Consider the following 25,917-nt stretch of genomic DNA (forward strand, 5'->3'; position numbering starts at 1 on the left):
CAAAAAAAATCATCATGATTATATTTAAATCATTTATTTAATCAATTGTATCATGTTTATTTTGTTTTATCAATCCTTCCCTCCTAGAAAAATCATGTTTCTAGCCGAATGCAATTATCAATTAAAAGATGAAAAATGGTGTTTTGCTCAACCGCAAAACACCATTTTTCATCTTTTACTAGACATTCTTAAAATTTTAAACAAAACACAACCGCCGCTACTCCCAGAACCAACAATACAATTCCATATATAATTGCAAACGCTTTTCCCTTCCCCTTATTAATTAAAAAGAGAATCATTCCAAGCATCACCGCAATACAAAATGTCAGTGACAAATTCATCGCAATTATGTAAGACGGACTAATTGTCTGCCCATCAAATATACGTGAATTAATAGAAATTAACGAAAATATGGCAACTATAATTCCCATTAGCGTTAGAACGTTTCCATATATACGATGTGAAGCGCTCTCTATATTTTCTTTTATATCCTGCATCTTTTCAAAAGATTTAATATTTTTTCTATATTCCTCTTCATATTTTCCAAAATGTCTATACTCATCCTCATTCTGGAAAGATGCATTTTTTTGTTCTGCATATGTCTTTTCTGGTCGTTCTTTTAACTCTTCAAAATATATCTGTGCTATATGCATTCCCACTTTCAGAGTTATTTCATCTGCAGATATATTCTGAACACGAAGAAATGCGTATGTCGTATGCCCTGGCTGGTATTGGGGGCCATCCACCTTTAATCCCATTCTTAACAGTGAATTTTTTTCCCCTACACGCCCGGTAATATTATCTGGAATGCACAACTCTTCCTTCGTTTTTATTATAACGGTGGCACCAGGTATCAGTTTTTTCTCTGTCTCTGTTTTATCCGCAAAGCTTCCAAGTGTCAAATCATATGATATGCTATTGACGTTTTCTTCCGTGTACGCTTCTTTGATCAGCTTTCCTTCAGCAGATAATGCCTTTATATTCTTATCAACCAATATCATACAACTCACCTGCCTTTTCCTTGATTCTAATATTATATCACACCAGGATCCTTTTTCAAGGAAATTGACACGCCTATTTTTCTTTTTTTCTCAACAATCTAAGTTGTTCTATTTATACATAGCATACAAAAGAGCATAAAGTCATATGTGTGTTTTTCACATAACCCTACGCTCTTTTATCTTTCTTTGTAATGTTCAGCATCCTCACAGTTACAAAGCAATGTTTTCGTGTTGTTCCCACAGTAAATATGCAACTCTACCGCATATACTCCTGCTTCACCTTATGATCCACCACATGCCGCTTCGCCAGCTCTTTCGTCACATCCTCTACGCTGATGCCCGCGTCTGCCATCAGAACCATGGCATGATAACACAGGTCTGCCAGCTCGTAGATCGTTTCGTCCTTGTCTTTCTTCGCTGCCGCGATGATAACCTCGGTACACTCCTCGCCGACCTTCTTCAGAATCTTGTCCAGACCTTTATCAAACAGGTAAGTCGTATAGCTTCCTTCCTTCGGATTCGTCTTACGTCCCATAATGAGGTCGTAAAGTCCCTCATAGGAAAACGGCGTGATCTCCTCGTTCTGGTAAACCGGCTCAAAGAAGCAGCTCTCCGCGCCCGTATGGCACGCCGGACCTTCCTTGACTACCTCGACAATCAAGGTGTCCTTATCGCAGTCCGCATAAATACTGGAAATATGCTGCACATTCCCGCTCGTCTCACCCTTTCTCCAGAGCTCCTGACGGCTGCGGCTGTAAAAACAGGTTTTCTTCTCACGAAGGCTGATCTCCAGACTCTCCTTATTCATCCAAGCCATCATCAGAACCTTTTTGCTATAATGATCCTGCACGATCGCCGGAATCAGACCTTTCTCATTAAACTTTAACTCATCAATCTTAAACGACGGCTCTACGCCTGCAATCTCGTTGATATTCTCACTCATATTTTTATCCTGCCTTACCACATAAAATTTTAATTACATCGTAACTGTTCAGTACCTTCACAGTCACGCGCAAAATTCCATTAAAAATCGCCTACGGCAATGGGATTTTTGCCTGCTGGCCCACGTTTTCGTACGGTCAGCGCAGCGCCGACGCTCTCCTTCGTGATCCACAGGAGAACAGGCATCCAAAAACTGTAGAAAACATCGCATACGCCGGTGCTTAGTGAGGTCTTTTCGAACTTAGCACCGCTGCGTAGGCGCAAGAGCGAAAGCGTTTTTCGGAAGTTTCTGGATGCCTGTTTTCCGTCCCTCTCACGAAAAAGCACCGCCCTCAAACTTCTCACTCCCTTCGCAATTTAGGATGATTTAGATCAACCGCATCTCCACCCCATTCTCCGCCAAATACTGCTTGAGTTCCTTAATATTTACTTCCTTCCGGTGGAAAATACTCGCCGCCAGTCCCGCGTCGATCTGCGGATACTGGAAGAGGTCTAAAAAGTCTTCTTTCTTTCCCGCGCCTCCCGATGCAATAATCGGCACATCGACACGCTTCGCGATCTCCAAAAGCATCGGAATGTCAAATCCCTGCTTCACACCGTCCGTATCGATACTGTTGACCACCAGCTCGCCTGCGCCGCGTCTGACGCCGGATTCTGCCCATTCCAGCGCATCAATGCCTGTATCGACACGCCCGCCCTGCTTAAATACGTGGTATTCGTCTCCAACACGTTTAACATCCATCGAAAGCACCACACACTGATCGCCGTAGCGGTGTGCCGCCTCGGTAATAAGCTCCGGATTTTTGATCGCGCCGCTGTTGACGCTGACCTTGTCCGCGCCGCATTTTAAAACGCGGTCGAAATCATCCAGCGTGCTGATGCCGCCGCCGACCGTCAGCGGGATGAAAACCCGTTTTGCCGCCTCAGTCAGGATGTCGGTAAAGATTTTTCTTCCTTCTACACTTGCCGTAATATCATAAAATACCAGCTCATCCGCGCCGCTCTGGTTGTAAAATTCTGCCATCTCGACCGGATCCGCCACATCCTGGATTCCCTCGAAGTTGACGCCTTTCACGACACGCCCGTTCTTTACATCCAGACACGGAATAATACGTTTTGAAATCATGCCGTTCCCTCCTGATTTCTTTTTCTGATTATTCATTCGAACGATTCGAATGATTCGAATGATTTTTTTGCCGCTTTTTATACGGCGCTTCTCCTAAACGGAATATTTCAGTGCTTCCTTTAAATCAATCGCACCCAGATACAGCGCTTTTCCTAAAATCGCACCATACACCTCATTTTTCAAGATCTCAATCTCCTTGAGGCTGCTGATTCCACCGGACGCCACGATATCCAGCCCTTCAATCTGCGATAATTCTTTATAAAGCTCCAGGTTCGTTCCCTGCATCTTTCCATCGCGGGAAATATCGGTGTAAATGACCGTTTTCACTCCCGTATCGCGCAGGCGGCGGCAGAAGTCAACGCCTCTTACCTCGCTCGTCTCAAGCCACCCGTGAGTCGCCACAAAACCGTCCTTCGCGTCCACACCGACTGCAATTTTATCGCCGTATTTGCGGACCATTTCTTCGACAAATGGATAATTTGTGACCGCCACCGTGCCGAGAATCACGCGTCCGGCTCCGAGCGACAGGTATTTGTCGATGGATGCCTCGTTGCGGATGCCGCCGCCGACTTCTACAAATAATCCCGTTGTCTTAATCAGCTTCTCTATCGTGTCAAAATTTGCCAGCGCCGCGTCTTTCGCGCCGTCCAGATCGACCACATGCAGGTTTTTCGCGCCCTGCTCCTTGAATCCCAGCGCCACCTCTTCCGGCCGGTCGCTGAATACTGTCATCTGGTTATAATCGCCCTGCACCAGGCGCACCGCCTTGCCGTCCCGCAAATCAATCGCCGGAAATAGCTCCATGTCCGTTTCCTCTCCATAACTGTTTAAATCCAATCTACAAGCCTGAAAAAACAGTTACCTTTCTTGTTTTTCTATTAATTATATCTCCGAAAACGCCTTCAGAATCCGCAGTCCTACTTCCCCGCTCTTCTCCGGATGGAACTGGCAGCCCATGACATTTTCATTTGCCGCGGACGCCGTGACCGGAATGCCGTACTCCGAGGTTGCCAGCAGACTCTCATCACAATCTTTTCCATAGAAGCTGTGGACAAAGTAGACGTAATCGCCCTCTTTGCTGTATTTAAACAGTGGATGTTTCTTTCCTTTTTCCGTCAGATGCAGGCTGTTCCAGCCCATGTGCGGCACTTTTAGGTTTGCCGGAATGTCTTCTTTTAAGTCTGCCATCACGCCCGGAATCAGTCCCAGACCCTGATGCTCGCCGTATTCATAGCTTTTATCAAAGAGAAGCTGCATTCCGAGGCAGATTCCCATGATCGGTTTGCCTGCTTTTGCTTCATCCAGCAGCGGCTCTGCCATTCCGGATCCGCGCAGTTTCGCAATCGCATCGCCATACGCGCCGACGCCCGGTAAAATGATGTGATCCGCTTTTCTTAAATCTTCCGGATCGCGGCTGACTTTATTTTCCAGTCCCAGGTAACTGAGGGAGGAACTGAGGGAAAACAGGTTTCCCACGCCGTAGTCAATAATTGTTATCATTTGCAGCCTCCTATATCAATTCATGTATGTTCCCGCAGTCAACGCAGGAACCCGCTGAATCATTATAAACCTATTAAATAGATTTGTTATGCTTACTTTTATCTTAGATCATAATACCCCTTTTGTCGATGGAATCTCATCTCGGTACTTCTCGTCAATCGACACCGCCTCGCCGAGCGCGCGTCCCAGTCCCTTGAACATCGCCTCGATGATATGGTGGCTGTTTTCGCCGTGGAACATTTTAAAATGCAGCGTCATCCGGCTGTTGGAGGACAGTGCAATCATAAATTCCTTTACAAGCTCGGTATCAAAATCGCCCACTTTTTCGGTCGGAATCTCCACATCCATGACCAGATAGGAACGTCCGCTTAAATCGAGCGCCGTCATTACCAGTGTTTCATCCATCGGAAGCAGGAAACTGCCATAACGGCGGATGCCCTTTTTATCACCCAGTGCCTCTAAAATTGCCTGTCCCATGGCGATTCCGATGTCCTCTGTCGTATGATGGTAATCAACCTGCGTATCTCCGTCACATTTCAATGTGAGGTCAAACCGTCCATGTCTGGCAAAGAGCTCCAGCATATGGTTTAAAAATCCGCAGCCCGTATCGACCTGATATTTTCCCGTTCCATCTAAATCAATCGACAGGCTGATTTTCGTCTCTGCCGTGTTTCGTTCTAATGAAATCTTGCGTTCTCTTGACATTTCTGCCAGCCTTCCTTTCTTATTCACAGCTGCCCCATCTACAAAAACCATGCTGCCAGCATTTTCATACAGTTCCCACAGTAAATGCGTGAACCTATTGAATTCCAGCCTATCTTACAACTGCACTTCTCGCCGCTTCCACCAGCTTCTTCGTCTCCTCAACAAACGTTCCATCTCTTCCTCGGATCCGATGGAAATACGGACGTAATCTTTGATCCGCTCGCTGTCCCAGCGTCTTACCAGGATTCCTGCCTCGCGCAGTCCGTCAAAATAGACTTTTCCCGGCATATCGCCGCTCTTGGCAAAAATGAAGTTGGTCTTCGAATCCAGCACAGTAAATCCAAGTGCCCGGAGCGCCTCGGTCGTTTTTTCACGCGTTTTGCAGATGCGCCCGGTACATTCTTTCGTGTAGTCCCAGTCGCGCATCGCCGCCGCGCCAGCCAGAATCGACAGGCGGTTGACGTTGTACGGGTTAAAACTGTATTTGATCCGGTTCATATCCGCGATAAGTTCCGGGTTTGCGATCGCAAATCGACGCGCGCGCCGGCTAAGCTGCGGGATTTGGAAAAGGTCTGGATAATCACCAGATTTTCGTATTTCGGAAGCAGTGATACACAGGATTCTCCGCCGAAATCCACATATGCCTCATCCACCATCACGACGCGGTCCGGATTGGATGCCGCCACTTCCTCAATCGCAGAGAGCGGCAGGTTCATCCCCGTCGGGGCGTTCGGATTGGCAATGATCACGTTATTTCCGCAATTTTTATATGGCTCAATATTTAAGGTAAAATCTTCCTCCAGCGGAACTACCCTGAACGGAATGCCATAGAGACCGCACAGCGCCGGATAGAAGCCATAGGTCAGATCCGCAAACTGCAGCGGTGCTTCCGAATCGCAGAAGGCCCGGAATGCAAATCCCAGGATCTCATCGGAGCCATTGCCTGCGATGACCTGATTGGTTCCGACTCTGTAGTGAGCGGCGATCGCCTCGATCAGCACGCGCTCCTCCGGATCCGAGTAGAGACGAGGTTCGCCAGTTCCGGCGGCATAATCTGAGCCACTTTTTCCGCCATTTTTCCAGCTTCTGTCGCACCTGCATCACATCCACAGTCAGCCTTTTCTGCCCTGCCTGCTGCCCCCGCAGTGCCACAACCAGCCGCAATTTCCTCATACCCCGCCAGAATCGCCTCCGCAACCTTCGGGCTCGGTGGATACGGGCATTCATTGGTGTTCAGCTTGATAAATTTCCGTCCCTGTGGCTGCTCGCCCGGTGTGTACGGAAGAAGTGATTCGCTTGCTTTGCTCAAAAAACGGCTCATATCTGCCTACGCCTCCTTTTTGTCCTCTGCGGCTGCTTCGTTTGCTGCCTGTTTCTCTTTCTCTGCTTTTTCCTTCTTTTCCTGTTCTTTCTTCTTCTGGTGTTCTTCCACCGCGCCCTTCAGCTTCTCCGCCATCTCGGTGATCTGCTTGTTTTTAAACTCAAAGCTGCTCTTGTTGGCGATGAAACGGGCGCTGATCGGCAGGAACTCTTCCAGCACTTTCAGGTGATTTTCACGGATCGTGCTGCCCGACTCTACAATATCCACGATGACGTCCGAAAGTCCCAGAATCGGCGCCAGCTCAATGCTTCCGTTTAATTTAATAATGTCAATATCGCGTCCCAGCTTCGCGTAATGCTCTTTCGCAATATTCGTAAATTTCGTTGCCACGCGCACCGGTCGGTCTTTGTCCTCGACGTAATCCTCTTTTCCAGCCACGCACATCCGGCATTTTCCAAGTCCCAGATCGAGAAGCTCGTATACATCCGGGTTGCTCTCCATCAGAATGTCTTTTCCGACGATTCCGACGTCTGCCGCATGGTGCTCGACGTAGATTGCCACATCACTCGGCTTTACGAGCAGGTAGCGGACACCCGTCTGTGGGTTCTCAAACACCAGTTTTCTATTTTCGTCGTAAATACTCTTGCAGTCATATCCGACCGACGCCAGAAGCTCATACACCTGATCGCCCAGTCTTCCCTTTGGCAGTGCTATGTTTAACATCTCGCGCCCTCCTTTCCATTCTCCTGAAAGGCATTTTCCCGGTCCTCTTCCAGGGAAAGACGTCCGTCATACCGGTACAGATAGCAGTAACGCAGATCCTCCGGCACAGCTTTCTCCACCCGCACGCGCAGTCCCTGACGGCGCAGACTTTCAACCGCCTGGCACAGGCGCACTACATCGACATCCGGCTCATAGAGTACCAGCGCATCGACATCGTAGCGGATGCTCTTTTCCGGCAGGCGCTCCAGCTCTTTCAAATAGATGGCAAATCCGATCGCATCGGCTTTCTTTCCTAATTTTGCCATCATACCGTCGTACTGGCCGCCGGAAAGAACCTGGCGTGCCAGACCATCTAAGAATCCCTGGAAAATAATACCGTTATAATATTCAATGTCATTGATCATCGAGAAATCCAGCCGCACCTTGTCAAGCTGTCCGCCCAGTCCCATCGCCTCCAGAACCTCATACAGGCGGGATAAAAGTGCAACCGCCTCCTTCATTTTCGGCGTATCCGCGATCGCACCTGCCTCTGCCAGCACCCGCCCAAACTCTCCGTACAGCCCGGAAACCTTCATCAATTTCTCTGTATCGCCCTCCGGCAGTGCCAGATCCGCGCACAATTTTTCCAATCCGCTGCGGTTTTTCGTCCGAATCAGCCCTAAAATGATATCTTTCTGATCGGCATTGACCGGAAGCTCTTCCATCAGTCCCACCACGAAATCCATGTTGGAAATCTTGAGCACATAGTCCGTCTCAAAATCCGCCAGACTCTTGAGCGCCAGCGCCAGCACCTCCGCGATCACGCAGTCATCCACGCCGCCCATGCACTCCAGTCCCATCTGGCTGATCTCTTTGTAAGTGTGGCTTTCCTTGCTCTCACGGTACACACTCTCCAGATAATAGACCTTCTCGCACGTATTTTTATCTGCCTTGGTGTTCTTCGCGATGCTCAGCGTCACGTCCGGCTTGAGAGCCATCAAGCGTCCGTCCAGATCCGTAAATGTCGGCACATTTTCCCCCAGCAGGAAACTTTTATTCGCTGCATACAAACTATATTCCTCAAACCGCCCCATCCGGTACTTGCGGTATCCATAGCTCTCATAAAGACCTCTCAGGCGAAGCGTCGCCGCCTCCGCCCTCCGAGGCTCTGAATCTCTAAATTCATGCTCTATCTCCTCTCAACTGCCGCCGCAACCGCCCCGGCTCAACAAAATCCGCCGGACGATCACCCGCTCGTCTATATCCTGCCGTTATAGCTCCCATCACTTTTGTTTATCTTGCTATCATGGTAGCGTACTAAAGTGTTTTCTATATACTATCATTCCTTCTTAAAAAAAGCAACTACTTTTTTAGATACTCACACTTTAATTAAAAGAAAAACTCGGGGCGTGAAAAATGTGCGCCCCGAGTTTTTCCACCTCGACTCTATTCTTTTATAACCTTCTCCAAAATCGGCCCCAGAATCTCCATCCAAGGCGTATACGCATCCTTTTCCTCCAGATGCGTCAGCGCCATCCAGTTCAGTCCTCCCGGTGTCATTTCTCTGGCAAGGTCTTCCAGATCCCCGTCCCACGTCGCTGCCTTGCGGGACAGCGCCCCAGTAAATTCGGTGATGTATGCCCGTGCGGATGGCTCATCCAGCCCGTTTCTCTCACACCACTGGATAATGACGGTCAGAAGCATATAGTAAGCGCTCATCAGGCCCGTCGTGCTCCTAAGGATCGCGATCTGCTTCGGCGTATCGACCGGAACCGGCTTGCCGACGTGACTCATCAGATCGACTACCTCCGGGATATCCGGGTAAATCACCACCGGTCCGAAGCGGTTCGCCGCGAAGGTCAGAGGCACAACATCCGCCAGAATCTCTCTCGGTCCAAACATTTCCTCAATGCGCTTTAAGCTCAGCGTTGCAACCAGATTGATAAACTTCTTCTCCGGTCCGATATGAAGCGGTTTTAAGATATCTTCCGCCGCCTTCGGAAGGAGCGCCGCAAAGACCCAGTCCGACCGGTCCACAACTTCCTGGTTATCCGCCGCGACCGACACGATCTCCGGGTATTTCTCATGCAGCATCTGCGCCCGTTCTTTATTTCTCGGCGATACAACGATCTGCAGATTCTCCATTCCGCTCTCGCAGAATCCAGTCACGACGGACGTCGTAATGATTCCCGTTCCAATAAATCCCAGTTTCATAAACTTCTACCCTCTCTTTCTCCTCTCCGTTTACCCGAAATTTTTCCAGACGATTCCGAGCGAACTTTTCTGATAGTTACTCCCCCGATTTTATTCACATACACAGTATACAACCAAAAACACATATTTTCCAGCATCCTGCTCATATCTCGGCGCACTTTTCCGGTTTTTCATCGTAATTCCTCCCTCAACCTTCGCACCCCACTTTGATCCGGCGCCTTATTTTATCGTTCATATCCTCCTTGCCATTTTCTTTGAAATTGTCCACTTCCGCAAATAAAGCGATTGAAATAAGCCATCTTGCCCAATCTGCACAAGCAATCTCCTCATCTTTATTCAATCTTAATACGTCGTAAATCTCCCTTATCCGCTCTTAAAATCTCCAGCTATATAATATGACCATCACAGAAATAAGGAGCTGCCTTTATGCCGGACGAGATTATTCGACGAAAGCGCCGTCTTTCGTCTTTTCAAATTATCACATTGGGTTTTGCCGGGGTCATTCTACTCGGAGCGCTACTGCTGATGCTGCCGATCTCCACGACTGGAGAGAATGTAACTCCATTCAATGAAACGCTGTTTACTGCGACCTCTGCCGTCTGCGTGACAGGGCTTGTAGTACAGGATACAGGCTGCTACTGGTCAACCTTTGGGCAGGCGGTTATTCTGGCACTGATCCAAATTGGTGGTCTTGGTGTCGTAACCGTAGCAGCATCGTTTGCGCTGTTGTCCGGGCGAAAGATTTCTCTGATGCAGCGCAGCACCATGCAGGATGCAATTTCAGCACCAAAGGTCGGCGGAATCGTCCGTCTGACACGCTTCATCCTGCGAGGGACGTTTCTGATTGAGCTGCTGGGAGCGCTTGCCGTGCTGCCGGTATTCTGCCGGGACTACGGATGGCGTGGCATCTGGATGGCGGTATTTCATTCCATATCCGCTTTTTGCAATGCCGGGTTTGACATTCTTGGGACAGAAAGCAACCGCTATCCATCTCTTACCGGCTACGCGGACAGCCCGGTAATCAATATCACGATTATGCTGCTGATCGTGATCGGAGGTATTGGATTTCTGACGTGGGATGACATCTTTGAAAACAAGTGGCGGTTTCATCGCTACCGAATGCAGAGCAAGGTGATTCTGGTCACGACAGGTTTTTTAATTTTTCTGCCTGCTATGTTTTTCTTCTTTTCAGACTTTTCCGCGCTTCCCGCCGGAAACCGGCTGCTGGCATCCTTTTTTCAGTCTGTCACGCCGAGGACAGCGGGCTTCAACACGGTAAATCTTTCCATGATGTCCGGTGCATCACAGGGCGTAATGATCCTTTTGATGCTGATCGGCGGTTCTCCAGGTTCTACAGCAGGCGGTATGAAAACAACGACACTGGCGGTTCTGCTTGCCAATGCCACTGCAACCTTCCGCCAGCGCGATAGTGCCCGATTTTTCGGACGCAGAGTCGATTGCAGCGCCGTCAAGACCGCCGCGACCATTCTGACAATGTACTTGATGCTGTTCTTTGGCGGTGCTGTCTTTATCAGCGCATATGAGAATCTTCCGCTGTCTGCCTGCCTGTATGAAACGGCATCGGCGGTCGGGACGGTGGGATTGACACTTGGTATTACACCGCAGCTGCACATTCCATCGCAAATGGTGTTGATCACGCTCATGTATCTGGGCAGAGTCGGCGGTCTTACCCTTATTTATGCGACATTTTCCAGCAAAAAAGTGGGGAATGCAAAGCTGCCGCAGGAAAAAATCACGATTGGATAAGGAGTCTTTTCACATGAAAAACATTCTATTGATTGGCACAGGCCGCTTCGGACGGCATATTGCAGTACAGCTTTCTCAGCTGGGGCATCAGGTCATGGCGGTCGATACAAACGAGGAACGAATCAATGATGTGCTGCCATATGTCACCAATGCACAAATTGGCGACAGTACAAACGCGGAGTTTCTTCGCTCTCTTGGCATCGGAAATTTTGATGTCTGCATCGTAACCATCAGCGGTAACTTTCAGAACTCGCTGGAAACCACCTCGCTGCTGAAAGAGCTGGGGGCGAAGTGCGTGGTGTCGCGTGCCGAGCGTGATGTGCAGGCAAAGTTTCTGCTTCGCAACGGTGCCGACCAGGTAGTCTACCCGGAAAAACAGGTGGCAAAATGGGCAGCGATCCGATACACTGCCGACCATATTTTCGACTACATAGAGATCGACGAGCAGCACGCCATTTTTGAAGTAGAAGTTCCGGCCGGGTGGATCGGCAAAAGTGTTGGTGAACTGGATATTCGCAGAAAGTATGGCATTAACATTCTCGGCATCAAACATTCAGGAAAAATCGACGCTTCCATTACGCCGGATACGGTGCTGTCCGGGGAAATAACGATTTTAGCGTTGGGCGAATACAAAGCGCTGCAAAAGTGCTTCCGAATCTGAATGGACGGTGAGGGTATATGGAAGATAGCGTTTTGATCGCTGGGACGGCGCTAATGTTCCTGTTCGGCTGGGTTTTGATGAAACGGCTGGATCGCTTTCTGGACGAAAATCAGAAGCGCATCAAAGAATCGTCTGAACAACAGCAGGCTGAACCGTGCGTGCATCTGGTCGGAAATATTTCTCCTGACGAACTTGAGGAAACATTTTCTCAGTTTCGCAATAGTCATGCCCATGTAGAAATCGTGATCTATGATTCAGAGCAAATTTCTTTTCCGGACAACGAATCCGATTGGGCGCAGTAGAAACCTCCACATTTTGGTGCTATAATATTGTTTAAGAGGGGGTGAAAATGTGCAGAATAAAGGAAGCGAAATACCAAAAGAACATATTCTTGTGTGCCTGTCCTCGTCTCCATCCAATGAACGCATTGTACGAATGGCGTGGAAAATGGCACAGGCATTTTGCGCCAGTCTTACCGCACTCTACGTGCAGACCCCCGGAGACGCTGATATGAACGCGGAAGATACCGTCCGTTTGCAGGCGAATATGCGTCTGGGGCAGCAGCTTGGCGCAGAAATTGTCACAACGCATGGTGAAGATGTGGCGACACAGATCGCGGAATATGTGCGGCTCTCTGATGTGACCAAAATTGTGATTGGACGAAGCGGCATACAGCGGCGGCATTTCTGGAGCGAATCGACGCTGACAGAACAGCTCATTACGCTTGCACCGGAGGTAGATATTTATATTATTCCGGATGTGGAAGCCTATAAAAACTGCCGCAGAAATCAGCCGCTTACTATCCGCACGGCGTTTCCGACCGCCCGGGAACTACTTCTGACCATCGGAATTCTGGCAGTTACGACGGTCATCGGATGGATTTTTCTGCGGCTCAGCTTTGCAAATGCCAATATCATCATGGTTTACCTGCTGGGTGTGCTTCTGACTTCCACTTTTACCAGCGGATATACCTGCGGTGTGCTGTCCGCTTTTTTGAGTGTCCTCCTGTTCAATTATTTTCTGACGGAGCCCCGGCTGTCTTTGGCAGCCTATGGCAGCAAATACCCGATAACCTTTGCCGTCATGTTCGCGGCTGCACTTTTGACAAGTACACTTGCGGCCAAGCTCAAAGCCCACGCACAGCTATCCGCACGGGACGCTTATCGCACGAAGCTCCTTTTTGATATGAACAGACAGCTCCAAAAGGCGGAAACGCCGGAGGAGGTCTATCGGATGACCGCGACGCAGATACAAAAGCTCATGCAGCGAGACGTTCTGATTTACCCGGCACAGGGCAACGCTCTGCTGGATGGGAACATTTATCCGGCTGACGGAAGTAGTCCATACAGCATCCCAGATACCGACCGGGAACAGAACGTGGTTCAATGGGTCTGGCAAAACCGCAAGCGCGCCGGAGCAACGACGCAAAACTTTCCAAAAGCAAAACGGCTGTATCTTGCCATCCGTACCGGGCAGCAGATTTACGGTGTTGTCGGGATTCCGATGGAAAAGCAAACGCAGCCTGACGCATTTACATCCAGCGTTCTGTTCTCCATCCTCGGCGAGTGCTCTCTGGCGTTGGATAACCTGCGAAATGCCAGAGAAAAGGAAGAAGCTGCCGTTCTTGCAAAGAACGAACAACTTCGCGCCAATCTTTTGCGTTCGATTTCTCATGATCTCAGGACACCACTGACCTCGATTTCCGGCAACGCAGATACGCTGCTGCACAGCTATGACGTGTTGGATGAGCAGACACGGAAACAGATTTTTACGGACATTTATGACGATGCACAATGGCTGACGGGACTGGTTGAGAACTTGCTTTCCATTACGAAAATTGTAGACGGCAGCGTAAAGCTGCACCTTTCTGATCAGGTCGTGGATGACATCATATCGGAAGCACTCAGGCATATTGACCGAAGAGCGGCAGAACATCACATCGCAGTAGATTGCGGAGACGTACTGTTGCTGGCACGGATGGACGCAGGACTCATCATGCAGGTGCTCATCAATCTGGTGAATAACGCAGTCAAATATACTCCAGTTGGCTCGAACATCCGGATCACGGCAATCCCGCGAGAAAATATGGCTGAAATATGTGTCAGCGATAACGGTCCCGGTATTCCGAATGAACTGAAGGAACGTGTTTTTGAAATGTTCTTTACTGGGGGCAATCCAATTGGCGACAGCCGCCGAAGTCTTGGACTTGGACTTACGCTCTGTCAAACTATTGTCCATGCACATCATGGTGAAATGACGTTGAAAGACAATTCGCCGCATGGCTGCATCTTTTCCTTTACAATACCACTTAGTGAGGTGAACTTAAATGAATAAGCCGCTCATCCTCGTTGTAGAAGATGATACCCCGGTGCGAAATTTAATAACGATGACACTAAAAACTCACGAATATAGGTATCTTTCGGCGCAAAACGGCGCAAGTGCCGTGATGGAAGCGCTGTCTCACAACCCGGACATTGTACTGCTTGATCTGGGGCTGCCGGATATGGACGGCGTGGAAGTCATCCAAAAAATCCGGTCGTGGTCGAATATGCCGATCATTGTAATCAGCGCCAGAACAGAGGATTCCGATAAAATCGGGGCACTGGATGCTGGGGCGGATGATTATCTAACGAAGCCTTTTTCCGTGGACGAACTGTTGGCACGACTGCGGGTGACGCAGCGGAGACTGTCGATGATGAAAACAGACTCCGTGCAGGATTCTCCGATTTTTACGAATGGTGCGCTGAAAATCGACTATGCGGCAGGCTGCGCATATCTTGACGGCACAGAGCTGCACCTGACACCCATCGAATACAAGCTGCTGTGCCTGCTCTCCAAAAATGTTGGTAAGGTTCTGACACACACCTATATCACGCAGCAGATTTGGGGCAGCAGTTGGGAAAACGATATCGCTTCTCTGCGGGTGTTCATGGCGACCCTGCGCAAAAAGCTGGAACGCGGAAAAGACGGGCAGCAATACATACAAACACACATCGGAATCGGCTATCGGATGCTCCGCATCGAGTAAGTAATTCCTGAACTGAACATTCATGACTGAATGGAGTAGATTTCTTGTGGTCATTCCATTCTGCCCCAAATAAGCTGACCATCGTTGAAATAGCGAGGACTTGAAAGTCCTCGCTATTAGCATACATCGTCTTATATATTATATCTGTTTTTCCATCTTCGTTTTTGCTGCTTTCCCTACTTTCTAGCACACTCCCCATCAAGCCCCAAAAGGATTTTTAATCCATGATCCAGCTGCGGCAGAATGTACTCCAGACACTCCCGCACCGCCTTCGGACTGCCCGGCAGGTTGACGATCAGCGTGCGTTTACGGATCCCACTTGCCGCTCGGCTTAACATCGTCCGCTTTGTAAATTGTAAGCTGTATGCCCGCATCGCCTCCGGGATACCCGGAACCATCCGTTCCGCGACCGCCAGCGTCGCCTCCGGCATCACGTCGCGCGGAGAAAATCCCGTTCCGCCCGTTGTTAAGAGCAGATCGGCCTTTCCCTCATCGCAGATCTCCTTCATCGCCTCTTCCAACATCGCCTGGTCGTCCGGCAGCACTTTCTGCCAGACCACCTCATAACCAGCCTCTCTCACCATTTCTGCGATTACCGGACCACTCACGTCCTCCCGTTTTCCCGCGTACCCGGAGTCACTGGATGTAATAATTGCTGCTCTCATTGGTTTCCCACCTCTCTTTGATCTCTTTCCTACGCTTCTTCCAGAATCTCCAGATTATCTCCCTCTTTGATCACGCCGCCGTGCAGCACCTTCGTAAATACGCCCTCGCGCGGCATGATACAATCGCCCATCGCCTGGAAGATCGCGCATCCATGGTGGCATTCTTTTCCGATCTGTGTCAATTCCAGCACGACGTCGTTGCATTTAAATTTTGTCCCGATCGGGAGCGTCTTGAAATCGATTCCTTCCACGACCAGATTTTCACCGAACGCGCCGTCCTCGACTTTCGCACCACGCGCGCGGAATTCCTGAATCCGGTCATATGAAAGAAGGCTGACCTGACGGTGCCATTTGCCCGCATGGGCGTCACCCTCGATTCCATAGTCCTCGATAAGACAGACCTGATGGACATTTTTCTTCTGAACACCTTTGATTTCACTGGTACACGTTGCGATTACTTTTCCCATGATTGTTTCTCCTTTTCTTTATCCATAAATTTTCCGATTTCATATTTCATATACGATATTTCACTTGTAACATTCCGCCGGCTCACACTTTCACCGCAGAAACCATAATCCTCACAAACACCCTGCTTATCCGCCTATCTGGGACATTCCCCGGTGTTCCCGATCCGTAAATTCCGTCTTTTTCTCAAAATTATGTCCCTTCGGCTTTTCCGCAAGCGCCTGTCCGATCGCCCGGCGCAGGTCTTCATCGGTACCGCCGCCGCGCAGAATGGTCTTTAATTCTACCCCATTGTCATACTGGAGACAGGTCTTTAAGAATCCTTCTGAGGTCAGCCGGATCCGATTGCATTCGGAACAGAATTTATGGCTGACCGCGCTGATAAAACCGATCCGCCCCTGAAAGCCAGGGACTGCGAAATAATGGCACGGGCCATTTCCTGCCACGTCCCCGCACGGGGTAAAGGTTCCAAATGCCTCTTCCAGCGCATGCTTCAACGCATCTTCTTTCACAAAGGCAAACTGCGTTCCCATGCCGATCGGCATCATTTCGATGAAACGCACGTGCACGTTATGGTTTTTCGCCAGTTCCGCCACCTCTAAAAGCTTTTGCTCCTCGATCCCAAGCACCGGCACACAATTTATCTTGATCTGCATCCTGCCTTTCTGGATCGCCATCCGAAGGCCGCGTCTGACCGCTGCGATCTCATCCCGGCGTGTGAGCTGCCGGTACACCGACGCATCCAGCGTATCCAGGCTGATCGTGACTGAATCAACCCCTGCATCCGCCAGCGCATCGTACATTTCTTCTAATAAAACACCGTTCGTCGTGATCGTCAGGCTCTTGATTCCCGGAATCTGTTTTAACGCTGCTGCTAACTCCGGCAGTCTCCGGCGCACCAGCGGTTCGCCTCCGGTCAGCTTGATTTTCTGAATGCCGTTCTCTGCCAGAATCTGGCAGACCCTCTCGATCTCACCAAACCGCAGGATCTCTTCATGGGAAATGCTGCCGATGCCTTCCTCCGGCATACAGTACACACAGCGCAGGTTGCATCGGTCGGTCACGGAGATCCGGACGTAATCGATCGTTCTGCCGTATCCGTCTATCATCGCACAAATTCCCCGCTCTTTCCTCCCGATTTTGCATCGAGATGTATCTCTCCGATCTCCATCCGCTTGTCGATCGCCTTGCACATATCATAAATGGTCAGAAGAGCCACGCTGACGCCGGTCAGCGCCTCCATCTCGACGCCGGTCTTTCCTTCCAGCTTAGCAGTACAAAGTGCCTTGATCGTCAGCTCTTTTTCATCCACCTCAAAATCCACGCTGCATTTCGTGATGAGAAGTGTGTGGCACATCGGGATCAGGTGTGCGGTCTGCTTCACCGCCATGATTCCCGCCACACGCGCCACCCCCAACACATCGCCCTTGGCAACCGTTCCCTCCAGAACCGCCTTCATGACCGCTTCATTGACGTGAATCTTGCCGGATGCCGTCGCCGTCCGGCTGGTAATCTTCTTTTCCGTTACATCTACCATGATCGCATTTCCCTTTTCATCAAAATGCGTTAATTTCTCTTCCATCTGTATCCTCCTTTTCCTCTTCTTCCGGCTCCAGAAAGATTTTCTCAAACGCTGCTTCTGCTGCCGCCTGCACTGCTGCTTCCATCCGGCGGAATTTTTCTAAAAACACCTTTCCCTCCGGCGTCAGCACAGAAAATCCGCCCTTGCTTCCGCCCGTCTGGCGCTCTAAAAACTGGATTCCCAGCTGCGCCTCCGCGATCTTGAGCATTTTCCAGCCCTTGCTGTAGGAAATATCCCGGATCTGACAGGCACCGAGCATTGAACCGCTCTCAGCAACTGCCTCCAGAAAATCCGCCGTCAGCGCGCTGAAGCATTCTTCCTCGCGGCTCAGCGAAATCGACGCCCGAAATGCCAGCTCCCCGCGCTTCTGCCTGTCTTTTTCGTAGGCAAGCAGCGATTCATAGTCCATTTTCGTGTTGGTGTCCAGTAAAACACCCGGATCTTCAACCTCGATCTCCCGGACACCTTCGCCCCACGCATCCATTGCGCCGCGGAGTCCTTTTCCGCCCCGATACGTTAAGATATGTCCAAACACTTCCTTCGACAGCATGACCGGGTGTCCTTTTTTCCCCTGACAGACCGGTACTGCCATGCTTCCGGGCGCCTGCGCCATCTTCTCGATTGTGTCCGCCGTGATCATCGGCACGTCGGCAGGGAACAACAGCACCCGATCGGCTTTTTTCTGGATATGGCGCAGTCCCATGCAGATTGAGCCGTACATCTGCGATGTCTCATACCGCTTGTTTCGGATACAGACCGCACCGCGGTGTGAAATATGACGTTCCAGCACATCTGCCTGATACCCGGTCACGACGACGATCGGCGAGATCCCCGCCTGCCGGATCGTGTCGATCTCCCTCTGTATCATCGTGGTCTGCCCCATCCGGAGCATCGGCTTTAATTCTTCCATGTGCGCCGACCGCCCTGCCGCCAGGATGATCGCACCTGTTTTCCCATCTGCCATACATATCCCCTTTTCTATCATTCTAACCTTCTTTTAAAAGCATGATATCTCCCGGTGCAATTCCCAGCCGGACGCGGTCGCCGCGCTGATACTGGTTTAGTGAATCACTCTGCTTATAGTCTACCTTCCACCAGATCACCTCGCGTTCCGGTGCATTTTCTTTGTCACCCGCTGCCCCTGCGTTTTCCACCGGACGCAGCAAAATATCCCACTCAAATGGCTGGCAGAGTGTATCCACCCACTCGCACGTAAATTCATTCGCACTGCCGCGCGCCGGGTAAAACTGGTGCGCCCGGATGCCGATATAGGCATGCTCCGCGGCAACCGCTTCTTCGGTCTGAAGCGTGAGTCCCCAGTCGAGCGCCTCCACCTCATATTCGCCGATCCGCCGGATCCGGCTGAAGTTTTTACAGCCTGTCAGCCGCGCCGCAGTGACATTTTCCGGCTTCTGGAAAATCGTCCGCGTCTCCCCCTTCATCGCCACCTGTCCGCGGTTTAAGATGATGCTCTTCTCGCAGAACCGATAGACCTCGTCCCGGCTGTGGCTGACCATCAGCACATCGCCCGTGTACCCGCGGAGTACCTCGCGCACCTGGAACTGCAGTTGTTCTTTCAGATAATAATCAAGCGCCGAAAATGGCTCATCCAGCATGATCACATCCGGCTCATAGACGAGAATGCGCGCCAGCGCCACACGCTGCTGCTGTCCGCCGGAAAGCTGAGACGGATACCTTTTTTCAAGCCCTTCTAATTTAAAGAGACGGATCATGCGGGCAACTGCCTCCTGTTTTTCCTCCTTGCTGCCCGAAAGCCCCGCCGCAATGTTGGTTTCTACGGTCATATTCGGAAACAATGCATAATTTTGGAATAAATAACCGACTTTCCGCTTCTGCGGCGGCAGGTTGATGCGCTTTTCCGAATCAAAGAGCACCCTGCCATTTAACACGATCCGCCCTTCGTCCGGCGTCTCAATTCCGGCGATACACTTGAGCGTCATGCTCTTGCCGCTTCCGGAGGCGCCGAGAATGCCCATGACGCCGCCATCGGTGTTAAGCGATACGTCCAGCGAAAAGCCGGAAAATCTCTTTTTGATTACAGCCTGCAGGCTCATCGCACGCCTCCCTTCTGTGCATCCGCTTCCCTGTCCGCAAACAGTTCCACCGAAACCTTTGCATCCTGACCGCCCGCTTCCACACTGTTTTCTTTCTTTTTATGATTGCTGCGTCCGCGCATATCCCGCCGCGACAGCACATTCATCAGCACGACAACCAGGAAGGAAATCACCACGATGATCCACACATATTGGTATGCCATCGACATTTTTCCAGCCGCCACCTGTGAATAGATGGCAAGCGGCAGTGTCTGCGTCTTTCCGGCGATATTGCCCGCCAGCATCGCAGTCGCACCGAACTCGCCCAGTCCTCTTGCAAAGGCAAGGATCGCGCCGCTTAAGACGCCCGGCATCGCCGACGGCAGAATTACCTTCCAGAAAATGCGGCTCTCGGAAAATCCCAGCGTCCGAGCCGCATAGATAAGCGTCACATCGACCTGTTCAAACGCGCCCCGCGCCGCCCGGTACATAAGCGGAAATGAGATCGCCACCGCCGCGATCACCGTTGCCGCCCACGAAAATACAATCTTGACACCAAACAATTCCAGAAACAGCTGTCCGAGCGGTCGTTTTACACCGAAAATCATCAGCAGGAAGAAGCCTGCTACCGTCGGCGGCAGGACCATCGGAAGCGTCAGGATGCCGTCCAGCACCATTTTCACTTTCTCAGAGCGTGCCGATACCACCAGCCGCGCCATCCAGACTCCCAGAAAAAATGTAATAACGATCGACAGCGTTGCCGTTTTCATCGATATCCATATCGGAGACCAGTCCATCTTTCTTCCCCTCCTTTCCTATGAATCAAGTCGAACGTCCGTGAGACCCAACTCCCACTGAGACAAATTTGCTATTATTCGCCACCTAAAGAGGTGGGAGTCTTCTCGACTGAGATAAAAACTGCCGCAGAACACCTGGTTTTCAACGGACCCTGCATTCTGCGGCGGATTTTATTCCATACATGGTTCACTGTCTGTCCTTCGCTGTCCTGCTTTCTATTCACACAGTCGGCTGCATATCCCAGACAGTCATCGCTCCCGGCTTATTTATTTGCTGTGAAGCCATACTCCGCAAAGAAGGAGAGCGCATCATCGGTTCCCAGATAATCTACAAACTTCTGTGCTGCATCTTTCTTTGTGCTTGCGCTTACAACACCAACCGGATAGATAACCTTCGATACGCTTCCTTCCGGTGCATATCCGATAACCTTTACCTGGTCAAACTGATCGCTGGTGGTTGCATCGGTCAGGTATACGATACCTGCATCTGCGCTTCCGGCTGCTACCCAGCTTAAAACCTCGGTTACGTTGGTACCAAAGCTTGTCTTAGCCTCTACATCATCCCACATACCCAGGTTCTCAAAGGCTTCCTTGGCGTACTGTCCAACCGGAACACTCTCCGGATCGCCGAGTGCAATCTTCTCTGCCTTTGTGATATCCTCAAAACCGGTAATTCCCAGTGTGGAATCCTTCGGAACGATCAGGGCGATCTTATTTTCCAGAAGCTCTACGACAGAATCTGCATCAACCAGTCCCTCGTCCTCCAGCGCGTTCATCTGCTTCATCGCTGCGGAGAAGAATACGTCTGCATCCGCGCCCTCTTCGATCTGGGTCTGCAGCTTTCCTGAACTGTCAAAGGTAAAGCTCAGCTTGATGTCCGGATTCTCTTTCTCAAATGCCGGCTGAATCTTGTCTTCCATAACGTACTGAAGGCTAGCTGCTGCCGCTACCAGAATCTCCTGCTGGTCGCCGGTTGCCTCTGCTTCTGCTTCGGTCTCTTCTGTCTCAGCTGCCTCTGCCTCCGTTTCCGGTGCTGCTGTCTCAGCCGGTTTGCTGGATGAACATGCGGTCAGGGATGCTGCCGCCATCGCTGCTGCCATTACAAGTGCCCACGTTTTTCTCATATCTTGGTTTCTCCCTCATTTCACGCACACGTTTCCGGCATCCTCCTCGTTTCGATTCCTCACGCCATAGCAATGTGTTTTTTACCCTTCCGTTATTTTTGAAAAATTATAATGATATTTGCTAATCAAATAGTAGCACGTGGCACTTTTTTTGTCAATCTTCACAATGATTCTTATTGAATGCACACAGTCGTTATGTGCATTAAAAAATAACGCAGCTTTTTTCTGCATTTTCCCTTTATTCTTATGAATTTTCCAGTTTTTCTTTCCAAACCCTTCCGTCTATTTTCGTGAAATTATTATGATGATTTTTCATATATTTTATTTTTATCTTTTTATTTTTCATTTATTTGAAATTTTGTATCCAAATACACCGGTGCTTCGGTTTCCTTACCGGTCACACGGTTCCCGATCCGTGGCAAAGTCTTCCACCAGCACATCCATAATGCCGCCGCAGACCATTCCTTCATCTTCCGCTGCCTCGCCGGTCAGATCTACATGAACTACTTTGTACCTGCCGCTTCCGATCAGAGAACGTGCCTCGCCCAGCACGGCCGCCTCGCTGCAGCCGCCGCCGATGCTGCCGAGAATCCGTCCGTCCCGGTAGACAATCATCTTCGCACCTGCCCCGCGCGGGAGGATCCCTTTGATTCAATCACCGTGACCACTGCTTTCGACTCATCCGGCTCCTCTGCCAGGCGTTTCAGCACATCAAAATCCAGATCGGAACGGTTTTTCACACGTTTGTCTTCCCGATCCATGCGCTTTACCTGTATGATCTCCGCCAGAATCGAGATCGCGATCTCCTCCGGTGTCACACCGCCGATCTTTAAACCGATCGGGCTCTTTAAACGGCTCATTCGCTCTGGATCGTAACCTTCTTCCAGAAGCTCCTGTTTCACGATACCGACGCGGCGTCTCGAACCAATCATGCCGAGATACGCCGGTTCTTTTCCTTTTCCAATCATCCGCAGGCAGTCCGCATCGTGGCGGTGTCCGCGCGTAACGATACAGATATAGTCGCTCTCCTGAATCTTGAGTTCTTTGATCGCATGCCCAAAGTCATCACAGATCACCTTCTCTGCCATCGGGAATCGTCCCGGATTCGCGAAGGAAAGGCGGTCGTCCACCACAGTTACCAGGAATCCGACGCGCGCGCCAAATTCTGCCACCGGAAGAGCCACATGGCCGCCTCCGAGAATAATCAGGCGCTCTTTCGGGAAAAATGGTTCCGCCACATTCCAACTGCTTCCGGCGCGCCCACAGACCGGCTGCCCCTGTGTCAGGGCTTCTTTTCCAATCTCCGACGCCTCTGCGCCTTCTTTCAGTTCACAGCGCATATCTGCTAGATTTCCCTCTTCTCCCACAAAGCTTCTCTCGAGCGCCAGACACGGCGTCCCTTCCAGTTTTTTCAGAATCTCCCCATACAGATTCATATCACGCACTTCCTCTCTTTTATACTGCATGAGCCATCCATTTCTCATTTCGCAGTTGTGCCATCGCGGTTGCTGCCTCATCGCCTCTCTCTGGCTCGATTATTTACCAAAACCGCAGTTCGGGAAAATACAGGTTGGACAATTTAAGCACAGACCACCTGCGCCCATTTTCGCCAGATCCGCTTTTGTCACTGGCACATCTGCCATCACACGCGGCAGCACCAGATCAAAGATGGTCCTCTTCGCATACATCACGCAGCCCGGAAGTCCCATGATCGGCTTTCCGTCCTTCGTATATGCCAGCAAGAACATCGCTCCCGGAAGTACCGGCGCGCCGTAGGAGACAACCTCCGCCCCGGTCTGCTTGATCGCGCTCGGTGTCGTATCATCCGGATCGACGCTCATGCCACCGGTACAGACAACAAAATCGGCGCCTGATCCAGCCATTCCTGGATTGCCTCCGTGATTTTATCCGGATTGTCCCCTATAATCTTCTGTCCCAGAACTTCCACACCAAATTCCTGAAGCTTTTCCCGGATGACCGGGCCAAATTTATCCTCAATCCGTCCATAGAACACTTCATTTCCGGTCGTCACAATGCCCGCTTTCTTATTTTTATACGGAAGCAGCTTTAACAGCGGCTCTGAACCCGCTGCCTTCTTCGCCTCTTCCATTTTTTCTTTTTCAATTACCAGCGGGATCACACGGGTTCCGGCTAACTTATCACCTTTTTTTACCGGGAAATTCGTCCGGCGGGTCGCGATCATCATCTCCGGCAGGCTGTTGACCTTTAAGAGGCGTTCTTCATCAACCTGAAACAGACCGTCCGACTCCGCAATCAGCTCAATCTTGCCTTCCTTCGGATCGGTTGCACGCATATACTCATTCTGGCAGATGCCGCGCAGAATGTCCGCCGCCTCGTCCTCATGATATTTTGTATCGTCCTTTTCCCAGACATAAATATGATCTTTTCCAATCGAAAGCAGTACCGGGATGTCCTCCTCACGCACGATATGTCCCTTGCGGAATACGGCGTCCTTCGTCACGTCCGGAATAATCTGCGTCATGTCATGACAGAGTACCTGTCCGACTGCCTCGGTTGTTTTCATTAATTTCATATGATTTTCCTCTTTTCCTTTTTACAGTAATGCCTCCGCACGCTTTGCCAGCTGATACCGCCGTTCCACACCCGCCAGCGCCTCCGGATTATCCTTAAATTTCTCCCGTTTTGCCGCAAACCGTTCTTCGATCGTTACACGCCGTTCTCCCTGTACCTGCTTGTCCGCCAGGTACACGATCAGGCTTTCGTTCAGATATCCCAGCTTTTCTTCCGGCAGATCCATATGATCCGCAACGATATCCGCGATCCCGGTATGTCCCAGAAGCCGCAGCCATCCCGCCCCTGTCTCTGGATGTTCGGGGTATGCTTTGGCGATGTCATGAAGAAGCGCCGCCGCGTAGATTTTGTGTTTATCGATTGGGGGGCTTTTGTATGTCATCTCCACACACGTTTCCGCCCTATGCTTTAAAACTCTATCTGCCAATTCCACGGCCAGCTCCGCAACCGCCCGGCTATGGCGCACCGTCGCCTCCGGCGTGTGAAACCATGCAAGCAGACGTTCACACTCCTCTTTGTCCGGGACAGGACGTTTTCTCTCCCAATCACGCAATTTCTGAAACTCTTCCTGTGTATCCGCATCAAACGCGCAGCCCGAATCCGGCACATCCAGGGGAATCCGGCGGATTTCCGGCTGTTCACAGGCGCCTTTAAGCCCCATCGTTCCGTCATGCTGCAGCAGTTTTTCGATCACATCTGCACGGATCAGAAGCGGATGCCCCGGTGTTTTCTCATACTCCGGGAGATAGACATCCCCATCGCCCTCCGCGAACCGGTATTTTTCATATTCCAGCGTAAATGGTGTAAACAGCGGCACATCCACCGGGAAAAAGAAAATGCCATCCAGCGTCTCTTTTCCTGCCGTTTTCCGCTTTTCCTTATAATAGGAAAGCCCCAGGCAGACGGAATCAAACATTTTCGTCTCCGCATACGCCGGATTGTGGATGAAATGGATTCCCGGTCCCGCAGCCGCCGCGCGTATATCTTCCGCCCGGCGTCCGGTAATGATCGTGATTTCATGTACGCCGCACGCCCGCAGCGTCTGTATCTCACGTTCCAGGACCGTCTGGGCGCCGAGCTTCATGAGCGGTTTGAAATCCCCCATCCGCGAGGATCTCCCCGCCGCCGAGATCAAGGCGTCAAATACATAATCCTTTCTTTCATACACCTGTCCGTAGCCAAAGGGAATCTGCAGAAGTTCTGCCTTTTTCCGCTTCTCCCAGCCGCTGATCAGTGTCCGGAACCAACCCGCGTGCCCGATTACCAGAATATCGCCCCGACTCTTCATCCGGAGTTCATTCCAGGTTGTCCTGGCGCGCCCTGCACAATCTGCAAAACTCTCTCCCTGCGGCGGTCGGAAATCGTACATATCTGCCCCTCGTGCCACATACTCCGCTGGAAACTGTTCCCGGATTTCATCGAAGGAATGACCATCCCATTCCCCCATGTCAATCTCCGCCAGACCATCTACGACCTCAATCGGAATACTTCTGTCAATCACTTCCTGCAGGATCGCGGCTGACTCCCGGCAGCGCTTTAACGGGCTGGTATAAATCTTTTCAATTCTGCGTCCCGCAAATGTCTCCCCCAGCGCCTGAATCTGTGTCCGCCCTTCCTCTGAAAGCGGCAGATCCGTCCGCCCGATGCAATATTTCCGTTCATCTGGAAATTCCGGCTTCCCATGCCGGATCAAATAAATCGTCCGCATTC

27 protein-coding genes and 2 pseudogenes are annotated in these 25,917 nt (G+C 50.7%); 5 read left to right on the forward strand and 24 right to left on the reverse strand.

Features of this window, described 5'->3' with window-relative positions:
- Positions 1-188: 188 nt before the first annotated feature.
- The 12 genes and pseudogenes from DWX76_RS11640 to DWX76_RS11700 form a co-directional block, all read right to left on the reverse strand.
- On the reverse strand, positions 189-1,001 hold the full coding sequence (locus DWX76_RS11640; RefSeq protein ID WP_118570737.1) for a dCTP deaminase domain-containing protein: 813 nt from the start codon (positions 999-1,001) through the stop codon (positions 189-191).
- A gap of 256 nt (positions 1,002-1,257) precedes the next feature.
- The gene (gene hisIE / locus DWX76_RS11645) at positions 1,258-1,944 is read right to left on the reverse strand and encodes a bifunctional phosphoribosyl-AMP cyclohydrolase/phosphoribosyl-ATP diphosphatase HisIE (RefSeq protein WP_118524367.1); all 687 of its coding nucleotides are present in this window, start codon (positions 1,942-1,944) and stop codon (positions 1,258-1,260) included.
- Positions 1,945-2,310: 366 nt separating this feature from the next.
- Positions 2,311-3,069, reverse strand: a complete 759-nt coding sequence (gene hisF, locus DWX76_RS11655) for an imidazole glycerol phosphate synthase subunit HisF (protein ID WP_117796566.1) — start codon at positions 3,067-3,069, stop codon at positions 2,311-2,313.
- A gap of 93 nt (positions 3,070-3,162) precedes the next feature.
- Positions 3,163-3,873, reverse strand: a complete 711-nt coding sequence (hisA, locus tag DWX76_RS11660) for a 1-(5-phosphoribosyl)-5-[(5-phosphoribosylamino)methylideneamino]imidazole-4-carboxamide isomerase (protein WP_022360500.1) — start codon at positions 3,871-3,873, stop codon at positions 3,163-3,165.
- Positions 3,874-3,951: 78 nt separating this feature from the next.
- A complete protein-coding gene (hisH, locus tag DWX76_RS11665; RefSeq protein WP_022360499.1) occupies positions 3,952-4,569 on the reverse strand; it encodes an imidazole glycerol phosphate synthase subunit HisH in 618 nt (205 codons plus the stop codon).
- A 108-nt stretch (positions 4,570-4,677) separates the two neighbouring features.
- The gene (gene hisB, locus DWX76_RS11670; RefSeq protein WP_117796589.1) at positions 4,678-5,274 is read right to left on the reverse strand and encodes an imidazoleglycerol-phosphate dehydratase HisB; all 597 of its coding nucleotides are present in this window, start codon (positions 5,272-5,274) and stop codon (positions 4,678-4,680) included.
- A 114-nt stretch (positions 5,275-5,388) separates the two neighbouring features.
- Entirely contained in the window at positions 5,389-5,772 is a 384-nt protein-coding gene (locus DWX76_RS15185) for an aminotransferase class I/II-fold pyridoxal phosphate-dependent enzyme (RefSeq protein ID WP_118570739.1), read from the reverse strand.
- Positions 5,769-6,275 carry an aminotransferase class I/II-fold pyridoxal phosphate-dependent enzyme gene (locus tag DWX76_RS15190; protein ID WP_118570740.1) on the reverse strand — a complete coding sequence of 169 codons (507 nt, stop codon included), beginning with the start codon at positions 6,273-6,275 and terminating at the stop codon, positions 5,769-5,771. Before DWX76_RS15190 ends, DWX76_RS15185 begins: the two co-directional genes overlap by 4 nt.
- Positions 6,276-6,457: 182 nt before the next feature.
- Positions 6,458-6,595 (reverse strand): annotated as a pseudogene (locus DWX76_RS14590) (histidinol-phosphate transaminase); the annotation flags it as partial.
- A gap of 6 nt (positions 6,596-6,601) precedes the next feature.
- Positions 6,602-7,318 (reverse strand): ATP phosphoribosyltransferase, encoded by a 717-nt coding sequence (hisG, locus tag DWX76_RS11690; protein WP_107000887.1) that lies wholly within the window; start codon positions 7,316-7,318, stop codon positions 6,602-6,604.
- The gene (locus DWX76_RS11695; RefSeq protein WP_118522267.1) at positions 7,312-8,490 is read right to left on the reverse strand and encodes an ATP phosphoribosyltransferase regulatory subunit; all 1,179 of its coding nucleotides are present in this window, start codon (positions 8,488-8,490) and stop codon (positions 7,312-7,314) included. The genes hisG and DWX76_RS11695 overlap by 7 nt, the downstream gene beginning before the upstream one ends.
- Positions 8,491-8,743: 253 nt before the next feature.
- A complete protein-coding gene (locus DWX76_RS11700) occupies positions 8,744-9,511 on the reverse strand; it encodes an NAD(P)-binding domain-containing protein (RefSeq protein WP_118570742.1) in 768 nt (255 codons plus the stop codon).
- Positions 9,512-9,937: 426 nt separating this feature from the next.
- Here DWX76_RS11700 and DWX76_RS11705 point away from each other — a divergent pair, with 426 nt between their 5' ends.
- Genes DWX76_RS11705 through DWX76_RS11725 form a run of 5 tightly spaced genes read left to right on the forward strand, consistent with a single transcriptional unit; the run spans position 9,938 to position 14,967 of the window.
- On the forward strand, positions 9,938-11,278 hold the full coding sequence (locus DWX76_RS11705; RefSeq protein ID WP_118570743.1) for a TrkH family potassium uptake protein: 1,341 nt from the start codon (positions 9,938-9,940) through the stop codon (positions 11,276-11,278).
- A 13-nt stretch (positions 11,279-11,291) separates the two neighbouring features.
- Positions 11,292-11,939, forward strand: coding sequence for a potassium channel family protein (locus DWX76_RS11710; RefSeq protein ID WP_022360492.1), 648 nt, complete (start codon positions 11,292-11,294; stop codon positions 11,937-11,939).
- Between the two features lie 17 nt (positions 11,940-11,956).
- Positions 11,957-12,241 (forward strand): hypothetical protein, encoded by a 285-nt coding sequence (locus DWX76_RS11715; RefSeq protein ID WP_147353121.1) that lies wholly within the window; start codon positions 11,957-11,959, stop codon positions 12,239-12,241.
- A 49-nt stretch (positions 12,242-12,290) separates the two neighbouring features.
- The gene (locus DWX76_RS11720; RefSeq protein WP_118570744.1) at positions 12,291-14,273 is read left to right on the forward strand and encodes a DUF4118 domain-containing protein; all 1,983 of its coding nucleotides are present in this window, start codon (positions 12,291-12,293) and stop codon (positions 14,271-14,273) included.
- Entirely contained in the window at positions 14,266-14,967 is a 702-nt protein-coding gene (locus tag DWX76_RS11725; protein ID WP_022360489.1) for a response regulator, read from the forward strand. Before DWX76_RS11720 ends, DWX76_RS11725 begins: the two co-directional genes overlap by 8 nt.
- Positions 14,968-15,143: 176 nt before the next feature.
- Here DWX76_RS11725 and DWX76_RS11730 read toward each other — a convergent pair whose 3' ends face one another.
- The 12 genes and pseudogenes from DWX76_RS11730 to DWX76_RS11785 all read right to left on the reverse strand — a co-directional run bounded on the left by DWX76_RS11730 (position 15,144) and on the right by DWX76_RS11785 (position 25,915).
- Positions 15,144-15,632: a molybdenum cofactor biosynthesis protein B gene (locus tag DWX76_RS11730; protein WP_117796574.1), complete on the reverse strand. Its 489-nt coding sequence runs from the start codon at positions 15,630-15,632 to the stop codon at positions 15,144-15,146.
- A 29-nt stretch (positions 15,633-15,661) separates the two neighbouring features.
- A complete protein-coding gene (locus DWX76_RS11735) occupies positions 15,662-16,099 on the reverse strand; it encodes an MOSC domain-containing protein (RefSeq protein ID WP_022360487.1) in 438 nt (145 codons plus the stop codon).
- A gap of 126 nt (positions 16,100-16,225) precedes the next feature.
- Positions 16,226-17,206, reverse strand: a complete 981-nt coding sequence (moaA, locus tag DWX76_RS11740; RefSeq protein ID WP_118570745.1) for a GTP 3',8-cyclase MoaA — start codon at positions 17,204-17,206, stop codon at positions 16,226-16,228.
- Positions 17,203-17,679 (reverse strand): cyclic pyranopterin monophosphate synthase MoaC, encoded by a 477-nt coding sequence (gene moaC, locus DWX76_RS11745; protein ID WP_022360485.1) that lies wholly within the window; start codon positions 17,677-17,679, stop codon positions 17,203-17,205. The genes moaA and moaC overlap by 4 nt, the downstream gene beginning before the upstream one ends.
- Positions 17,654-18,643: an NTP transferase domain-containing protein gene (locus DWX76_RS11750; RefSeq protein WP_182429784.1), complete on the reverse strand. Its 990-nt coding sequence runs from the start codon at positions 18,641-18,643 to the stop codon at positions 17,654-17,656. The genes moaC and DWX76_RS11750 overlap by 26 nt, the downstream gene beginning before the upstream one ends.
- 22 nt (positions 18,644-18,665) lie before the next feature.
- Positions 18,666-19,754, reverse strand: a complete 1,089-nt coding sequence (locus tag DWX76_RS11755; RefSeq protein ID WP_118570746.1) for a sulfate/molybdate ABC transporter ATP-binding protein — start codon at positions 19,752-19,754, stop codon at positions 18,666-18,668.
- Positions 19,751-20,530 (reverse strand): molybdate ABC transporter permease subunit, encoded by a 780-nt coding sequence (gene modB / locus DWX76_RS11760; RefSeq protein WP_118570747.1) that lies wholly within the window; start codon positions 20,528-20,530, stop codon positions 19,751-19,753. Before modB ends, DWX76_RS11755 begins: the two co-directional genes overlap by 4 nt.
- A 263-nt stretch (positions 20,531-20,793) precedes the next feature.
- Positions 20,794-21,654, reverse strand: a complete 861-nt coding sequence (gene modA, locus DWX76_RS11765) for a molybdate ABC transporter substrate-binding protein (RefSeq protein WP_118468947.1) — start codon at positions 21,652-21,654, stop codon at positions 20,794-20,796.
- Positions 21,655-22,044: 390 nt separating this feature from the next.
- On the reverse strand, positions 22,045-22,269 hold the full coding sequence (locus tag DWX76_RS11770) for an XdhC family protein (RefSeq protein WP_118482590.1): 225 nt from the start codon (positions 22,267-22,269) through the stop codon (positions 22,045-22,047).
- The gene (locus DWX76_RS11775) at positions 22,266-23,120 is read right to left on the reverse strand and encodes an XdhC family protein (protein ID WP_182429785.1); all 855 of its coding nucleotides are present in this window, start codon (positions 23,118-23,120) and stop codon (positions 22,266-22,268) included. The genes DWX76_RS11770 and DWX76_RS11775 overlap by 4 nt, the downstream gene beginning before the upstream one ends.
- A gap of 69 nt (positions 23,121-23,189) precedes the next feature.
- A pseudogene (locus tag DWX76_RS11780) lies at positions 23,190-24,208 on the reverse strand (molybdopterin-binding protein).
- A 21-nt stretch (positions 24,209-24,229) separates the two neighbouring features.
- Positions 24,230-25,915, reverse strand: coding sequence for a DVU_1551 family NTP transferase (locus DWX76_RS11785; RefSeq protein ID WP_118570749.1), 1,686 nt, complete (start codon positions 25,913-25,915; stop codon positions 24,230-24,232).
- Positions 25,916-25,917: the final 2 nt, after the last annotated feature.

The organism is Clostridium sp. AF21-20LB (assembly GCF_003478795.1).
Classification (GTDB): domain Bacteria; phylum Bacillota; class Clostridia; order Lachnospirales; family Lachnospiraceae; genus Otoolea; species Otoolea fessa.

Bases quoted from the DNA above. Each gene is read 5' to 3' on its own strand.
- DWX76_RS11640 (WP_118570737.1), bottom strand. From the start codon at position 1,001: ATGATATTGGTTGATAAGAATATAAAGGCATTATCTGCTGAAGGAAAG.
- hisIE (WP_118524367.1), bottom strand. From the start codon at position 1,944: ATGAGTGAGAATATCAACGAGATTGCAGGCGTAGAGCCGTCGTTTAAG.
- hisF (WP_117796566.1), bottom strand. From the start codon at position 3,069: ATGATTTCAAAACGTATTATTCCGTGTCTGGATGTAAAGAACGGGCGT.
- hisA (WP_022360500.1), bottom strand. From the start codon at position 3,873: ATGGAGCTATTTCCGGCGATTGATTTGCGGGACGGCAAGGCGGTGCGC.
- hisH (WP_022360499.1), bottom strand. From the start codon at position 4,569: ATGATAACAATTATTGACTACGGCGTGGGAAACCTGTTTTCCCTCAGT.
- hisB (WP_117796589.1), bottom strand. From the start codon at position 5,274: ATGTCAAGAGAACGCAAGATTTCATTAGAACGAAACACGGCAGAGACG.
- DWX76_RS15185 (WP_118570739.1), bottom strand. From the start codon at position 5,772: ATGAACCGGATCAAATACAGTTTTAACCCGTACAACGTCAACCGCCTG.
- hisG (WP_107000887.1), bottom strand. From the start codon at position 7,318: ATGTTAAACATAGCACTGCCAAAGGGAAGACTGGGCGATCAGGTGTAT.
- DWX76_RS11700 (WP_118570742.1), bottom strand. From the start codon at position 9,511: ATGAAACTGGGATTTATTGGAACGGGAATCATTACGACGTCCGTCGTG.
- DWX76_RS11705 (WP_118570743.1), top strand. From the start codon at position 9,938: ATGCCGGACGAGATTATTCGACGAAAGCGCCGTCTTTCGTCTTTTCAA.
- DWX76_RS11710 (WP_022360492.1), top strand. From the start codon at position 11,292: ATGAAAAACATTCTATTGATTGGCACAGGCCGCTTCGGACGGCATATT.
- DWX76_RS11715 (WP_147353121.1), top strand. From the start codon at position 11,957: ATGGAAGATAGCGTTTTGATCGCTGGGACGGCGCTAATGTTCCTGTTC.
- DWX76_RS11725 (WP_022360489.1), top strand. From the start codon at position 14,266: ATGAATAAGCCGCTCATCCTCGTTGTAGAAGATGATACCCCGGTGCGA.
- DWX76_RS11730 (WP_117796574.1), bottom strand. From the start codon at position 15,632: ATGAGAGCAGCAATTATTACATCCAGTGACTCCGGGTACGCGGGAAAA.
- DWX76_RS11735 (WP_022360487.1), bottom strand. From the start codon at position 16,099: ATGGGAAAAGTAATCGCAACGTGTACCAGTGAAATCAAAGGTGTTCAG.
- moaA (WP_118570745.1), bottom strand. From the start codon at position 17,206: ATGATAGACGGATACGGCAGAACGATCGATTACGTCCGGATCTCCGTG.
- moaC (WP_022360485.1), bottom strand. From the start codon at position 17,679: ATGGAAGAGAAATTAACGCATTTTGATGAAAAGGGAAATGCGATCATG.
- DWX76_RS11750 (WP_182429784.1), bottom strand. From the start codon at position 18,643: ATGGCAGATGGGAAAACAGGTGCGATCATCCTGGCGGCAGGGCGGTCG.
- DWX76_RS11755 (WP_118570746.1), bottom strand. From the start codon at position 19,754: ATGAGCCTGCAGGCTGTAATCAAAAAGAGATTTTCCGGCTTTTCGCTG.
- modB (WP_118570747.1), bottom strand. From the start codon at position 20,530: ATGGACTGGTCTCCGATATGGATATCGATGAAAACGGCAACGCTGTCG.
- modA (WP_118468947.1), bottom strand. From the start codon at position 21,654: ATGAGAAAAACGTGGGCACTTGTAATGGCAGCAGCGATGGCGGCAGCA.
- DWX76_RS11770 (WP_118482590.1), bottom strand. From the start codon at position 22,269: ATGATTGTCTACCGGGACGGACGGATTCTCGGCAGCATCGGCGGCGGC.
- DWX76_RS11775 (WP_182429785.1), bottom strand. From the start codon at position 23,120: ATGCAGTATAAAAGAGAGGAAGTGCGTGATATGAATCTGTATGGGGAG.
- DWX76_RS11785 (WP_118570749.1), bottom strand. From the start codon at position 25,915: ATGCGGACGATTTATTTGATCCGGCATGGGAAGCCGGAATTTCCAGAT.